The 13,662-nt window shown below is 74.3% G+C and carries 13 protein-coding genes; 7 read left to right on the top strand and 6 right to left on the bottom strand.

What is annotated here, in order from left to right; genetic code table 11:
• Positions 1 to 19: 19 nt before the first annotated feature.
• Entirely contained in the window at positions 20 to 1,063 is a 1,044-nt protein-coding gene (locus tag ACZ7LE_RS03130) for an AEC family transporter (RefSeq protein WP_470401919.1), read from the top strand.
• 190 nt (positions 1,064 to 1,253) lie between these two features.
• On the opposite strand, the gene ACZ7LE_RS03125 is transcribed toward ACZ7LE_RS03130, so the two are convergent.
• From ACZ7LE_RS03125 to ACZ7LE_RS03110, 4 genes are all read right to left on the bottom strand, one after another.
• Entirely contained in the window at positions 1,254 to 2,651 is a 1,398-nt protein-coding gene (locus ACZ7LE_RS03125) for a Gfo/Idh/MocA family protein (protein WP_470401918.1), read from the bottom strand.
• A gap of 128 nt (positions 2,652 to 2,779) precedes the next feature.
• Positions 2,780 to 3,814 (bottom strand): 3-oxoacyl-[acyl-carrier-protein] synthase III C-terminal domain-containing protein, encoded by a 1,035-nt coding sequence (locus ACZ7LE_RS03120; RefSeq protein ID WP_470401917.1) that lies wholly within the window; start codon positions 3,812 to 3,814, stop codon positions 2,780 to 2,782.
• Positions 3,815 to 3,818: 4 nt separating this feature from the next.
• Entirely contained in the window at positions 3,819 to 4,433 is a 615-nt protein-coding gene (locus tag ACZ7LE_RS03115) for a SprT-like domain-containing protein (protein WP_470401916.1), read from the bottom strand.
• Positions 4,434 to 4,560: 127 nt separating this feature from the next.
• Positions 4,561 to 6,870, bottom strand: a complete 2,310-nt coding sequence (locus ACZ7LE_RS03110; RefSeq protein ID WP_470401915.1) for an LLM class flavin-dependent oxidoreductase — start codon at positions 6,868 to 6,870, stop codon at positions 4,561 to 4,563.
• A 119-nt stretch (positions 6,871 to 6,989) separates the two neighbouring features.
• Between ACZ7LE_RS03110 and ACZ7LE_RS03105 the strand changes: the two genes are divergently transcribed.
• Complete coding sequence (locus ACZ7LE_RS03105; RefSeq protein ID WP_470401914.1) at positions 6,990 to 7,511, top strand: MarR family winged helix-turn-helix transcriptional regulator; 522 nt, start codon at positions 6,990 to 6,992, stop codon at positions 7,509 to 7,511.
• Positions 7,512 to 7,545: 34 nt separating this feature from the next.
• On the opposite strand, the gene ACZ7LE_RS03100 is transcribed toward ACZ7LE_RS03105, so the two are convergent.
• Positions 7,546 to 8,244, bottom strand: a complete 699-nt coding sequence (locus ACZ7LE_RS03100) for a FadR/GntR family transcriptional regulator (RefSeq protein ID WP_470401913.1) — start codon at positions 8,242 to 8,244, stop codon at positions 7,546 to 7,548.
• Between the two features lie 71 nt (positions 8,245 to 8,315).
• On the opposite strand from ACZ7LE_RS03100, the gene ACZ7LE_RS03095 reads away from it, so the two are divergent.
• The 3 genes from ACZ7LE_RS03095 to ACZ7LE_RS03085 are packed head-to-tail and all read left to right on the top strand — an operon-like array spanning position 8,316 to position 11,367.
• Positions 8,316 to 9,101 (top strand): (Fe-S)-binding protein, encoded by a 786-nt coding sequence (locus ACZ7LE_RS03095; RefSeq protein WP_470401912.1) that lies wholly within the window; start codon positions 8,316 to 8,318, stop codon positions 9,099 to 9,101.
• Positions 9,098 to 10,615, top strand: coding sequence for a LutB/LldF family L-lactate oxidation iron-sulfur protein (locus tag ACZ7LE_RS03090; protein ID WP_470401911.1), 1,518 nt, complete (start codon positions 9,098 to 9,100; stop codon positions 10,613 to 10,615). The genes ACZ7LE_RS03095 and ACZ7LE_RS03090 overlap by 4 nt, the downstream gene beginning before the upstream one ends.
• Positions 10,612 to 11,367, top strand: coding sequence for a LutC/YkgG family protein (locus tag ACZ7LE_RS03085; protein ID WP_470401910.1), 756 nt, complete (start codon positions 10,612 to 10,614; stop codon positions 11,365 to 11,367). Before ACZ7LE_RS03090 ends, ACZ7LE_RS03085 begins: the two co-directional genes overlap by 4 nt.
• Before the next feature lie 50 nt (positions 11,368 to 11,417).
• Here the strand turns inward: ACZ7LE_RS03085 and ACZ7LE_RS03080 are convergent, their stop codons facing one another.
• Positions 11,418 to 11,831 carry a DUF2000 family protein gene (locus ACZ7LE_RS03080; protein ID WP_470401909.1) on the bottom strand — a complete coding sequence of 138 codons (414 nt, stop codon included), beginning with the start codon at positions 11,829 to 11,831 and terminating at the stop codon, positions 11,418 to 11,420.
• A gap of 50 nt (positions 11,832 to 11,881) precedes the next feature.
• Between ACZ7LE_RS03080 and ACZ7LE_RS03075 the strand changes: the two genes are divergently transcribed.
• Together ACZ7LE_RS03075 and ACZ7LE_RS03070 are read left to right on the top strand one after the other, a co-directional pair.
• On the top strand, positions 11,882 to 12,724 hold the full coding sequence (locus ACZ7LE_RS03075) for an AraC family ligand binding domain-containing protein (protein ID WP_470401908.1): 843 nt from the start codon (positions 11,882 to 11,884) through the stop codon (positions 12,722 to 12,724).
• A 258-nt stretch (positions 12,725 to 12,982) separates the two neighbouring features.
• Positions 12,983 to 13,639, top strand: a complete 657-nt coding sequence (locus ACZ7LE_RS03070; RefSeq protein WP_470401907.1) for a uridine kinase family protein — start codon at positions 12,983 to 12,985, stop codon at positions 13,637 to 13,639.
• Positions 13,640 to 13,662 lie beyond the last annotated feature (23 nt).

Raw genomic sequence — 13,662 nt, 5'->3', positions numbered from 1 at the left:
AGCGTGACATGGTGCTCGGGTGCTGCCCGTCCTGACTGCCATCGGTTCCATGGCCTGCGTGGTCGCGCTCGGCTGGGTGATCCAGCGGACCGGCCTGCTGGCGGGCCGCGGCCTCCCCCGCGGGGTCGCCCGCACCGCGGCGGGTGACGGCGGGGCCGGTGCCCGGCAGACCCTGGCGACACTGTCGTTCACGATCTGCGCGCCGGCCCTGATGTTCAGCACGCTGGCCTCGACGGACCTGGCGCACGTGCTCTCGCGCGGCGCGGTGGTCACGTGGGCGACGACGGCGGTACTCGGCCTCGCCACGGCCGCCGCGGCGCGGTGGCTCCTGCGCCTGCCCGCGGGCCCCGCCGCCGTCACGACGCTCGCCGCCGTCTACGTCAACGGCGGCAACATCGGGCTGCCGCTGGCGGTCTACCTCTTCGACGACGCCCTCGCCGTCGTGCCCACGCTGCTGTTCCAGCTCCTCGTGCTGGCGCCGCTGACCCTCTCGGTGCTCGACCGGGCGACGGCGTCCGCCGACGGCGGGACCCCCGCGAGGTCGGGCTGGCGGACGATGGGGCAGGTGTTCCTCGCGGCGTTCCGGAACCCGATCACGCTCGGGACGGTCGCGGGCCTGCTCGTCGCGGTGGTGGCCGAGCTGACCGGCGCGCGCCTGCCCGACGTCGTGCTGCTCCCGTTCGACCTGATCGGCGCCGCGGCGCCGCCGCTCGGCCTGCTCACGTTCGGGATGACGCTCGCCGTCCCCCTGCCGGCCGCGGACGCCGACCTCGGCGTGACCGCCGGGCGGGGCCGCCGGCTCGTGGGCTGGGTCATCGCGATCGCCGTGCTGGTGCGCAACCTGCTGCACCCGCTGGCGGCGTGGGCCCTCGGGTCGGCGGTCGGGCTCGACACGCCGGCCCTCGCCCTCGTGGTGACGATGGCGGCGCTGCCGACGGCGGTGAACGTCACGACCTACGCGACCCGGTACGGCGTGTTCGACGGCGTCGCGGCGCGCGCGACCGTCTGGACGACGGCGCTGTGCGTGCCGGTGCTGGTGGTGATCGGCGCGCTGCTGGTGTGAGGCGGACGCCGGGTCTCGGCGGGCCCGGCCAGCCGGTGGTCGAGCCTGCCGAGACCAGGCCCGATCACTCTCCTTTGAGGCCCGGGTTTCTTCGCTTTGACGGTCGTCAAAGCGAAGAAACCCGGGCCTCAAAGGAGAAGGGGGTCAAACCCGAGAAGAGGCCGGCCCGGTGCCGGTCCCCGGGTGTGGGTCAGATGCCCAGGTTGAGGTCCTTGACCGGGACCGGGGCGCCCGTCTCCAGCGAGCGGTTGCCCGCATACCCCACCGACGACGCCCGGACGCCGTCGACGTACCCGGCCGCGCGGGCCAGCGGGTCGGGCTCGGCCGACGGCTTGAAGACGTCGGCCAGCAGCAGCGCGTCGCCGCCGCCGTGCCCGCCGCCGCCGCGCACGATCGGCCGCTCCTCGGCGCGCTCCCAGTGCCGCTGGACCACGAGCCGCTCGCCGATGGGCCGCACCAGGTCCTCCTCGAACACCTCGGTCGCGCTCGGGTCGAGGATCGCGGCCTTGTCGCCGAACTCCACCGAGCCGCGCTCGGTGACCTCCAGCTCCGCCCGGCCGCGCGTGCCGTTGACCACCACGCGGTAGCCCTCCCAGGGCGAGTGCGCGGTGAGCGAGTAGGTGAGCAGCGCGCCGCCCTCGTACTCGACGACCAGCCCGAGCGTGTCCTCCGTGGTGATACCCGCGTCGAAGACCGAGCGGTTGCGCACGTAGCCGTCCACCGCCTGGGCCTCGGGCCCGTAGAGGGTGGACAGCCACTCGTTGTCCTCCACGGAGAGCTGCCACGGGTCGATGCCGCGCTCGTTCAGGGCGCGCTCACCGGCCGTGGGCTCGTAGCCGGACTCGTGCGCGCCGTCGTCGCCGTAGAAGCGCCGCCCGCCCGTGGCGAAGACGCGCTGCGGCACGCCGTCGATCCACCAGTTGACCAGGTCGAAGTGGTGGCTCGACTTGTGCACCAGCAGGCCGCCGTTGTTCACCTTCTCGCGGTGCCAGCGGCGGAAGTAGTCGGCGCCGTGCACGGTGTCCAGCGCCCAGTCGAAGTGGACCGAGAGCACCTGCCCGATCTCGCCGCTCGCGATCACCTCGCGCAGCGCGCTGTTGCGGGGCGAGTAGCGGTAGTTGAACGTCGTGACCAGGTCGCGGCCCGTCTCGGCCACGGCGTCCACGATCTGCCGGGCCTGGTCGGGGTGCGCGGCGATGGGCTTCTCCACGACCACGTCGGCGCCGGCCCGCAGGGCACGGGTGACGAGGTCGCCGTGCGTGCGGTCGATCGACGTGACGATCACGCGGTCCACGGACTGCTCCGCGATCGCCTTCTCCAGGTCGTCCGGACCGTACACGGGGCGGACGCCGCCGAACGCGGCCGCGACGCGCGCCTCGTAGGCCGCGGCGCGCACGGGGTTGGGCTCCACCCAGGCGACGATCTCGCCGTCGGGCGCGTGGGTGCCGATCAGGGCGTCGACGTACATGGACGCGCGGTGCCCCGTGCCCACCACGGCGTAGCGGCGGCGCCCCTCGGGCAGCGGGCCCGACGGCGGCACGGGCTCTTGGGTCGGACCGGTGATCGGCTCGGTGGTCGGCTCAGGCATCGGTGGAGAGCTCCTTCGGTCGTCGTCGACGTCGGGTGGATGGGATTGAAACGATACGACGCCGGGAAAGCGCTGTCCATGCCCTCCGCGCGGTGACCCGCCCTGCCATCGACCGGCCACCGACCGACTCACCGCTCCGGCGTGATCACCACCTGGCCGGCCCACGCGAACCCGCCGCCGAACCCGAACAACAGCGCGGGCACGCCCGCCGGGATCTTGCCCGCGTGCCACCACTTGGACAGCCCCAGGGGGATCGACGCCGCCGACGTGTTGCCCGACTCGGTGATGTCCGTGACGACGACCTTGCCCTCCAGGCCGAGCGCCTTCGCCAGCGGCTCGATGATCCGCAGGTTCGCCTGGTGCGCCACGAGCACCTCGATGTCGTCGAGGCTCAGGCCGGACGCCGCCACGACGTCCCGCGCCCGGTCCGCGGCGCGGGTGATGGCCCACTTGAACACCGAACGGCCGTCCTGCTGGAACTTCACCTCGGGCGCCTCGATGCGCACCGCGGGCGTGAGCTCCGGCTCGGTGCCCCACACCACGGGCCCGACGGCGGGGGTGTCCGCGGCCTGCAGCACCGCCGCCCCGGCGCCGTCCGCCGTGAGGATGCACGTCGAACGGTCGGTCCAGTCGGTGTACGCGGTGAGCTTCTCCGCGCCGATCACCAGCGCCGTGCGCGCCGACCCGGTGCGGATCGCCTGGTCGGCCACGCCGACCCCGTGCGCGAACCCGGAGCACGCCACGTTGAGGTCCAGCGCGGCCGGGCCCACGACGCCGCGCAGGTCCGGCGCCTCCTCGCCCTCCGGCGTGGAGGCGCCGGGCTGGACGCCCGTGTGCAGCGCGTAGGCCACCCGGCCGGCCGTGTTGGGCGACCGGTCGTCGTTGGTGGCGGTCGCGACGATCACCAGGTCGACGGCATCCGCGGTCAGGCCGGCGTCGGCCAACGCGTGCTCCGCCGCGGCGGTGGCCATCTGCGCGACGGTGACGTCGTCCGCCGCCACGTGCCGCGTGACGATGCCGGTGCGCGACCGGATCCACTCGTCGTTGGTCTCGACCCGCTGGGCGATGTCGTCGTTCGTCAGCGTCTGCGGTGGCTGATGGTGCCCCAGGCCGACGATGCGGGAGCCGGCGGCGCCGGACGGGAGCGTGAGAGCGGAAGCCATGAGGTCAACGTAGCGCGCCGAGGTCGAACGGCTCCATGACGGCCCCGCCGGCCAGCGCCCGCGCCGCCCGCGCCACGCGCTCCTCGGCGCCCGGTCCCGTGGCCGGCACCTCGCCCACCTCGCGGAAGGCCCCGCGCAGCTGGGAGTCGTACCGCTCCCCCATGGCCGCGTTGCGTCCCTTGTAGGTCCACGCGATGAGGTTGACCAGGGCGAACCGCGGGCCGCACGAGCGGCAGGACATGATGCCGGGCGGCCGCCGGAACCGGGTGCTCCGGTGGCCGTCCGGGCACGTGCCCACCCACGGCCCGTCGATCGACGGCGCGGACGGGTCCACGCAGCGCAGCCCCGAGCACCCGATCCGTACCGCCACCTCGCGCCACGCCGGGCCGTGCTTCGCCTTCGGACCCGCGAGCGCGTGCGCCACCTCGTGCAGGATCGTGTCCCGCACCTCGCGCTCGTCGTGGATGCGGGTCAGCGGCGCGGACAGGCTGATGCGGCGCTTGGTGTAGTTGCACATCCCGGCGCGCCGCACGGCGTCGTCGAACTCGAAGGTCCAGGCCTTCAGCCCGTGCTGGTCCATCAGGTCACGCGCGAGGCGCGAGGCGGCGACAAGGTTCATGGGTACCCCTGCGGTGGTGGTTCGACGGTCGGATCGCGTCCGGCTGCACCGGACGCGATCGAACCTACGGGTTCTCACCCACACGCAGGTGAAGTTATCCACAACCGGGCGTCACAAGGCGGACCTGTCAGGCATCGCTCCCCGAGGCGCCCCGGGCCGGGTCGGCCGGCGGGATCGGGAAGTTCGTCCGGAACACGTTCGACGGATCGTAGACCGCCTTGACCTCCCGCAGCCGCGTGAACGTCGGCTCCGGGAACGCCTCCAGCAGCCGCTCGGGCCGGCTGTCGGTGTCGAAGGACAGGTACGAGCCGTCCATCACGGACCCGATCTCGGCGTCCCACGCCTGGTTGAGCCGCTCCTGGTTCGAGCCCAGGGCGGACAGCGCGAAGTTCTGGTGCCGGTGCGCGTACGCGGTCGCGTCCGGGGCGACGTCGTTCCCCGCGCCGCCCGTGGCCCGGATCGACGTGAAGTACGACTCCCCGGTGCCCAGCAGGCGCTCGACCGCCCGGCTCGTGCCCTGGTCCAGGTGCGTCAGCAGGCCGGACCGCGCCGACGGGTCGCCGCCGCCGGAGTGGTGGGCGTCCTCCCGGCGCACCACGCCCGAGTACGGCAGGAGCTGGGCCTGGTGCCCGAGCAGCGGGCCGGCGTCGGCGAGCAGCTCGAGCTGGGCGATCGCCTCGTCCGGGTCGGCGTCGGCGCCCTCGGCCGCGAACACGGTCAGGAGCTGCGCCATCGGCGTCTGCCCGCGCCGTCCGCCGCCCAGGATCATGAAGGACGTGAGCCCGCGCGGCGCCGCCTCGACGGTGGCGCCCCAGCGCTCCAGCAGGCCGGCGGTGTCGGAGGCGTCCAGCGTCATCTGGGAGAAGACCACGGCGCCGACGGCGCCGGCCTCGATCTCCAGCCAGGTGACCACGCCCATGTTGCCGCCCGCGCCGCGCAGCGCCCAGAACAGGTCTGGGTGCTCGTCGCGGGAGGCGTGCAGCACGCGCCCGTCGGCCGTGACGACCTCCGCGGCCACCACGTGGTCGACGGTCAGGCCCTGGAGCCGGCCCAGGAACCCGATGCCGCCGGTGGTGGCGAGCCCGCCCACGCCCACACCGCCGTAGTCGCCCGACGTGATGGCCCAGCCGCGCGGGGCCAGGACCTCCGCGACCTCGCCCCAGGTGGCCCCGGCACCGATCCGCACCCGGCGCGTGGCCTCGTCGACCACCTCGACGGAACGCATCCGGCTCAGGCTGAGCACCACGCCGCCGTCGTTCGTGGAGCGGCCCGAGATGCCGTGCCCCGCGGAGCGGACGGCGAACTCGACGTCCTGCTTCTGCACCCAGGCCAGCCCGGCCGCGACCTCGTCCACGCCCTGGGGCCGCAGTACCAGGCCCGGCGCGCCGGACCGCAGGTAGTTGTGCCGCACCGCGCCGTACTCGCGGTCGCCCGGCTCCACGGCGTGCGCCGCGAGCTCCGGCGGGAGCGAGTCGTAGTCGATCCCGTCGCGGCGCGCGGCCAGCGCCGTCGCGCCCCGGCGGGCCGCCGCCGGCGCCGTCCCCGCGGAGCGCCGCTCCGCCGCCACGGCCTCGCGGACGGCGGGCGCCACCTCCTGGGCGAACGCACGGATCTGGTCGGGGTCGTCGCCCATGGCGATGAACCCGCTGACGCCGTCCTCCAGCGCCATGAGCGTGAGCTCCTCGACCCACTGGTCGGCCGGGCCCTGCAGCGGGCCGGTGGACCGGTCGGTAATGGACCCGCCGAGGTTCAGCAGGCGGCGGATCTCGCTCGGCGAGCGCCCGGCCTCCTCGGCCGCCTCGTCGATCGTCGCGTTGCCGCGCGCCAGGTCGCCGTCCTTGAAGTAGGGCAGCGAGGGCAGCCAGCCGTCGGCCTGGGCGCCGGTGAGCCGGAGCATGCGCTTCTTGTAGGCACCGAGCCAGATCGGGATGTCGTGCGCGGGGGCGGGACCGCGCTTGGCGCCGTCGACGTGGTGGAACTGGCCGGGCACGCGGAGCGGCGTGCGGTTCCCGGCGTCCCAGATACCGCGCATGATCTCGATGCCCTCCTCGAGGGCCGTGACGCCCTCGCCGGGCGTCAGGCGCGTGGTGCCCATCGCGACCATCGCGTCCCAGAAGCCGCCCGTGCCGACGCCCATCTCGAACCGGCCGCCGCTGAGCAGGTCGAGGCTCGCGGCGGCGCGCGCCAGGTGGGCGGGCGGGCGCATGCCCAGGTTGAGCACGTTCCCGGAGAGGTGGATGCGCTCGGTCTGCGCGGCCACCCACGACAGGAGCGTCCACGTGTCCAGGAACGACGGCTGGTACGGGTGGTCCTGGAACGTGACCAGGTCCAGGCCCAGCTGCTCGGAGAGCTGGGCGAGCCGTACGGGAACCTGCGGGTCGCCGTTGGACGGGGTGATGAAGGTGCCGAAGAGCAGGTTGTGCCCGTAGTCGGTCATGCGTGCGGTGTCCCTCGTGTCGCTCTGCACCTGCCGCGCAGCGCGGCAGATCGTCTGTCTAGCAGACGATATTACTCACAACTCTTCTGGATCGCCGCACATTCCCCTAGGATGGGGGCATGAGCACCGCGCCCACCGAGACCCGCACGGGCCAGCACTCCCTGTTCGGCTGGTCGCTCGCCGCGCTCCTGCGCGAGTGGAGCGCCCGGGTCGACGCCGCCGCCGACGACCTGCCGCAGGGCACGCGCGGCTACCAGCTGCTGACGGCCGTGGTGCACGGTGACCTGCCGAGCCAGGCCGCGCTCGCCGCCTCGCTCGGCATCGACCGGACGGTGATGACCTACCTGCTCGACGCGTTCGAGGGCTGCGGGCTCGTCGAGCGGCAGCGGGACCCGGCCGACCGGCGCGCGCGCCGCATCGTCGCGACGGAGCACGGGCTGGAGGTGCTCGCCGCGATGGACGCGCGCGTGGCCGCCGCGGAGGACGAGCTGCTCTCCGGGCTGGAGCCGGCGCAGCGCGCGGTGCTCCGCGAGCTGCTGGAGCGGGCCGCCACGGGCACCGGCCCGGACCACGACCCGTGCCGCACGGTGGTCCAGGCGACCACGGGTGCGAAGGTGTCAGACGCTCAGGTCACCGGGTGACCTGAGCGTCTGACACGTCGACGGGCGTGCCGGGTCAGCGCCCGCCCAGACCCGTCTCGCGGTAGAAGCCCTCGATGTGCTCGCGCATGAGGCGTTCCGCCGCGGCGGCGTCATGCCGCGCGACGGCGGCGACGACCGCCTCGTGCTCCGCGCACAGGCGTGCGGCGGTGGCCGGCCAGTCCTCCACCGCCTCCGCCCCGGCGGCCACGTAGGAGGCGACGGCGGCCCGCATGCCGCCCAGGATCGCCTCGACGAGCTGGTTGCCGCCCAGCCGCGCGATCCCGAGGTGCAGGTCCTGGTCGCGTTCCAGGAAGTCGGCCACGCCCAGCCCGGGCTCGGCCATCGCGGCGAGGTGCGCGCGCAAGGGCTCCAGGTCCGCCTCGTCCCAGCGCCCCTCGGCGGCGTCGCGCACGGCCCCGGTCTCCAGCAGCACGCGCGTGCGGACGACGTCGGACACGGGGAGGGTGCCGGAGGCCACGTGCAGGCGCACCGCCGCACCCAGGCCGGCCGCGGGCCGGTCGATCACCGTGGCGCCCGCTGTCGGGCCGGAGCCGACCGCGGTGCGCACGATGCCCATCGCCTCCAGGATCCGGATGGCCTCGCGCACCGAGGGGCGGGACACGCCGAGCTCCTCCGCGAGCGCCCGCTCCGCCGGGAGCCGCTCGCCGATCGGCCACTTGCCCGCGGTGAGGCCCGCCTCGATCTGGGCCAGGACGCGCTCGTGGGTTCGCACGGCCGCCATGCTACTTCAGTGGTCTGTCCACAGTGGGCTATGGTGTGGACAGACCTCGAAGGAGAGTGCCCATGCGTATCGCCCTGGCCGCCACCTGTATCGCCGACGCGATGTTCCCGCAGGCCCCGAAGGCCGTTGTCACGCTCCTGGAGCGGCTGGGCCACGAGGTCGTGTTCCCGGCCGCGCAGGCGTGCTGCGGGCAGATGCACGTGAACACCGGCTACCTCGCCGAGGCCGTGCCGGTGGTGCGCAACCACGTGCGGACCTTCGCCCCGGTGGCGGACGGCGAGTGGGACGCCGTCGTGGTGCCGTCCGGCTCGTGCACGGGCTCGATCCGGCACCAGCAGAAGATGGTCCTGGAGCGCGCGGGGCTGCGCTCCGAGGCACGTACCGCGACGGCCGTCTCCGACCGCACCTACGAGCTCTCGGAGCTGCTGGTCGACGTGCTCGGCGTGACCGACGTCGGCGCCTGGTTCCCGCACCGCGTCACCTACCACCCCACGTGCCACTCGCTGCGGATGCTCGGCGTGGGCGACAAGCCCGAGCGCCTCCTGCGCGCCGTGGAGGGGCTGGAGCTCGTGCCGCTGGAGCAGGCCGAGGGCTGCTGCGGGTTCGGCGGGACGTTCTCGCTGAAGAACGCGGACACGTCGGCGGCGATGCTCGACGACAAGGTGGCGGACGTCGTGGGGACGGGGGCCGAGGTGCTCACCGCGGGCGACTGGTCGTGCCTGATGCACATCGGCGGCGGCCTCTCGCGCGGCGGCACGGGCGTGCGGCCCATGCACCTGGCCGAGATCCTCGCCTCGACCCGCGAGGCGCCGGTGCACCCCGGCGACCGCCAGGAGGTGGCCCGATGAGCACGTTCCTCGGCATGCCGGCCACACGCGCCGGCCGCGGGCCGAGCCCCGACGCTGCGCCCGGCACCCTGGGCGGCGTCGGACGCCCGGAGGACCCGCTGCACTGGGGCGCCTCCTTTCCCGACGCGGCGCGCGCCGCGCTGGAGAACGAGCAGCTCCGCCGCAACCTGGGCAACGCGACCTCCACCATCCGGTCCAAGCGGGGGCGCGTGGTCGGGGAGGTGCCGGACTGGGAGGCCCTGCGCGATGCCGGCTCCGCGATCAAGACCGACGTCATGGCCCGGCTCCCCGAGCTCCTGGAGGAGCTCGAGCGCAACGTGACCGCGCGCGGCGGCGTCGTGCACTGGGCGCGGGACGCCGCCGAGGCCAACCGGATCGTCGCCGACCTGGTGCGCGCCAAGGAGACCGACGAGGTCGTCAAGGTCAAGTCCATGGCCACCCAGGAGATCGGGCTGAACGAGGCGCTGGCCGAGGAGGGCATCGCGGCGGTCGAGACCGACCTCGCGGAGCTGATCGTGCAGCTCGCCGACGACATGCCGTCGCACATCCTGGTGCCCGCGATCCACCGCAACCGCACGGAGATCCGCGACATCTTCCTGGAGCGCATGGCCGACGCCCCGCCGGACCTGACGGACGTGCCGCGCGAGCTCGCGATGGCGGCCCGGGCGCACCTGCGGCGCAAGTTCCTGTCGGCGAAGGTCGCGATCAGCGGCGCCAACTTCGCCGTCGCGGACAGCGGGACGCTCGCCGTGGTGGAGTCGGAGGGCAACGGCCGCATGTGCCTCACGCTGCCCGAGACCCTGATCACCGTGATGGGCATCGAGAAGCTCGTGCCGACGTACCGCGACCTGGAGGTCTTCCTCCAGCTCCTGCCGCGCTCCTCGACGGGCGAGCGGATGAACCCGTACACCTCGATGTGGACCGGCGTGACGCCGGGCGACGGCCCCCAGGAGTTCCACCTGGTGCTGCTCGACAACGGCCGCACCCAGGTGCTCGCCGACGAGGCCGGACGCTCGGCCCTGCACTGCATCCGCTGCTCCGCGTGCCTCAACGTCTGCCCCGTGTACGAACGCGTGGGCGGGCACGCCTACGGCTCGGTCTACCCCGGCCCGATCGGCGCGATCCTCACCCCGCAGCTCACCGGCGAGAAGTCGGACCTGCCGTACGCCTCCACGCTGTGCGGCGCGTGCTACCAGGTCTGCCCCGTCAAGATCGACATCCCGTCCATCCTGGTGGAGCTCCGGGCACGCGAGGTCGAGCTCGCCAGCGCCGCGCCCGACGCCGCGGACCGCGTGTGGAAGGCGGCCATGAAGGCGGCGTCCTTCGCGATGGCCGACGGCGCGCGCTTCCGCCGGGCCGCCCGGGTGCCGCGCGCACTGCGGGCGATCTCGCGGCACGGCGTCATCCGGCGGCTGCCGTTCCCCGGCTCGCTCTGGACGCGGTCGCGGGACCTGATGGAGCCGCCGCGGCAGACGTTCCGCGACTGGTGGGCCGAGCGGGAGGACGACCGATGAGCGACGCCAGGACCGAGATCCTGTCCCGCATCCGCACGGCGCTGGGCGCCTCCACGCCGGAGCCCGCGGAGATCCCGCGCGTGTACCGGCCGGCCGGGGAGCACGCGCCGGGGTCGGCGGAGGTGCTGGACCTGCTGGTCGACCGCCTGGAGGACTACAAGGCCCACGTGCACCGGGTCGCGGCGGCGGAGCTGCCGGGGCTGCTGGCGGAGCTGCTGCTGGCGCCTGGGCCCGAGGCCGATCCCGGGCGGTCGGCAGAAGGTCAGGTGGTCGGCAGCTCGGAAGACCGACCATCTGACCTTCTGCCGACCGGCCCTGGGCCGGGAGGAGGCAGGGGGCGGAGAAGCGTCGTCGTGCCGGCTGGGATCGACCCCGCCTGGCTCGGCGGGCTGGCGAGGGTCGAGGTGCGGACCGACTCGCGGGAGGCGCCGCTCTCCGCGACCGAGCTGGACGGGATCGACGCCGTGGTCACGGCCGCGCGGGTCGCGGTGGCCGAGACGGGCACCATCGTGCTGGACGGCGGGCCCGACCAGGGCCGGCGCGCGATCTCCCTGGTGCCCGACGTGCACGTCTGCGTGGTGCGGACCGACCAGGTGGTGCAGACCGTGCCGGAGGCCGTGCGGCTGCTCGACGCCGACCCCGGCCGGCCGCTGACCTGGATCAGCGGGCCGAGCGCGACGAGCGACATCGAGCTCGACCGCGTCGAGGGCGTGCACGGGCCCCGCACGCTGCACGTGGCGCTGGTGTCCTGAGGTCTCGACAGGCTCGGCCAGCGGGCGGGTGGTGTGCGGGTCCCGGCCGCTCAGGGGTGCAGCCGCGCCCCCTTGACCACCTTGTCCACGACGCGCCGCTCGCCGGCCACCGCGATCCCGACCAGGTCGAGCTTCTCGCTGGCCACGCCCGCGACGGCGGCCCGGTTGTCGACGTCGTTGCCCGTGGCGAACAGGTCGGCCGTGTAGACGCCGATGCGCAGCCCACGCGTTGCGGCGCGCTCCCGGAAGGTCGCGAGCCGGCCGCCGTCGGCCACCATGACCATGACCGGGGTGCCGAGCATCGCGAGGTACTCCTGGCCGTCGGCATCGCGGTAGGTGTCGCCGACGAGCTCCGGGTAGGCGGCGGTCACCGCGCTCGACAGGAAGGCGGTGACGTTGTTCTCCTGCCAGGCGAGCAGGTCGTCCCGCAGCACGATCACGATCTTGGGCTGTTCGAAGGTCATGCTCCCCAGGGTGCGGGCGGAGGGCGCCCCGGATCTTGTACGTTCTTGATGTGTCCCCGCTCGATCGCCCCGCCGGTTCGGCCCTTGCCGGTTCGGCCCTCGCCGGCCCGGCCCCGGACGTAGTGCGCGCCTGGCGGCCCGGCGTCCCGGGCGTCGCCGAGGTGCTGCACGCCGCGTGGCACGAGCACGCCTACCCGGCGCACACGCACGACACCTGGACCGTGCTGATCGTGGACCGTGGCCTGATCGGGTACGGCCTGGACGGGCACGAGCACGCCGCGCGGCGCACCGGGGTGACCGTGCTGCCGCCGGGCGTGGTGCACGACGGCCGGTCCGTGACCGCGACCGGCTTCCGCAAGCGCGTGGTCTACCTGGAGCCCACCGTGCTCGACGACGCGCTGGTCGGCCGGGCGGTCGACGCCCCGCTGGTCCCCGACGACACCCTCCGCGCGCGGTTCGCGGGCCTCGACCGGGCGCTGACCGTGCGGGAGGACGTCGCGGCCGAGAGCCTGCTCGCCCTGGTCACCGAGGGCCTGGCCTGGCACCTGACCGGCCGGCCGACGCCGCCGCGCGAACCGACGGCGGCCTCCACGGCGCGCCGGGCCCGCGACCTGCTCGACGCCGACCCGACCCGGCCCGTCCGGCTCGCCGAGGTCGCCGCCGAGCTGGACGTCACGGTGCCGCACCTGGTGCGCGCGTTCACGCGGGAGCTCGGCCTGCCGCCGCACCGGTACCTGGTGGGGCGGCGCCTGGACCTGGCCCGGCGTCGGCTGCTGGCCGGCGAGCCGGCGGCGTCCGTCGCGGCCGCAACGGGGTTCCACGACCAGGCGCACCTGACGCGGCACTTCCGCCGCCTGCTGCGGACGACGCCGGGCCGCTACCAACGGGGCTGACCGCGCCGGGGCGGGGCGCGCCGGGCTGACCCGGCTGGGGCAGGGCGCGCCGGGCTGACCCGGCTGGGGCAGGGCGCGCCGCCGTCGTCCAGGCCCGAACAGTCCTGGCCGGGCGACGCCTCCCCTTTGAGGCCCGGCTTTCTCCGCTTTCAGGCGGCCCAAAGCGAAGAAAGCCGGGCCTCAAAAGGGAGGAGCATCACGCCCCGAGCCCCCGCACCCCGCCGCGCTCCGGCGTCCGGTGCGGGAGAATCGGATCTCGTGACCGACCCCGTGACCGAGCCCACCCTGTTCGAACTGCCCCCGGGTGCCCGGCGCCCCCGCGCACGGGTGGTGCTGCTGACCGGTCCGTCCGGTTCGGGCAAGACGTCGCTCACGCAGCGGCTCGGCCTGCCGGTGGTCCAGCTCGACGACTTCTACCTCGACATCGACCACCCTGGCCTGCCGCAGCGGTACGGCAGCGTGGACTGGGACAGCCCGGCGAGCTGGGACGGCAAGGGCGCCCTGGCCGCGCTGGAGGAGCTGGCCACGGAGGGCCGCGCGGAGGTCCCGGTCTACGACATCCCGACGTCGCGCCGCACGGGCATGCGCCGCCTCGACATCGGCGACTCGCCGCTCATCCTCGCCGAGGGGATCTTCGCCGCGCAGCTCGTCGAGGAGTGCCGTGCCGAGGGGCTGCTCGCGGACGCGATCTGCCTGTCGCGGCCCCGCCTGGTCACCTTCTGGTTCCGGTTCCTGCGCGACGTCGCGGAGGCACGCAAGCCGCTCGGCACCCTGCTGCGCCGCGGCACCTCGCTGCTGCGGTCCGAGCCGGCCATGATCGAGCGGTGGGTGGCGCTGGGCTGCCGCGAAACATCACCCGCCCAGGCCGAACGGGACATCCGCAACCTCCTTGTGCAGAAGTCCTCGGATACGTAATCCTCGTGTAACCGAACTGCCAT

Source organism: Promicromonospora sp. NPDC110617 (genome assembly GCF_055598465.1).
This window is presented reverse-complemented; position numbering and strand designations above follow the sequence as displayed.

Bases quoted from the DNA above. Each gene is read 5' to 3' on its own strand.
- ACZ7LE_RS03125 (WP_470401918.1), bottom strand. From the start codon at position 2,651: ATGCCTGAGCCGACCACCGAGCCGATCACCGGTCCGACCCAAGAGCCC.
- ACZ7LE_RS03120 (WP_470401917.1), bottom strand. From the start codon at position 3,814: ATGGCTTCCGCTCTCACGCTCCCGTCCGGCGCCGCCGGCTCCCGCATC.
- ACZ7LE_RS03115 (WP_470401916.1), bottom strand. From the start codon at position 4,433: ATGAACCTTGTCGCCGCCTCGCGCCTCGCGCGTGACCTGATGGACCAG.
- ACZ7LE_RS03110 (WP_470401915.1), bottom strand. From the start codon at position 6,870: ATGACCGACTACGGGCACAACCTGCTCTTCGGCACCTTCATCACCCCG.
- ACZ7LE_RS03105 (WP_470401914.1), top strand. From the start codon at position 6,990: ATGAGCACCGCGCCCACCGAGACCCGCACGGGCCAGCACTCCCTGTTC.
- ACZ7LE_RS03095 (WP_470401912.1), top strand. From the start codon at position 8,316: ATGCGTATCGCCCTGGCCGCCACCTGTATCGCCGACGCGATGTTCCCG.
- ACZ7LE_RS03090 (WP_470401911.1), top strand. From the start codon at position 9,098: ATGAGCACGTTCCTCGGCATGCCGGCCACACGCGCCGGCCGCGGGCCG.
- ACZ7LE_RS03085 (WP_470401910.1), top strand. From the start codon at position 10,612: ATGAGCGACGCCAGGACCGAGATCCTGTCCCGCATCCGCACGGCGCTG.
- ACZ7LE_RS03080 (WP_470401909.1), bottom strand. From the start codon at position 11,831: ATGACCTTCGAACAGCCCAAGATCGTGATCGTGCTGCGGGACGACCTG.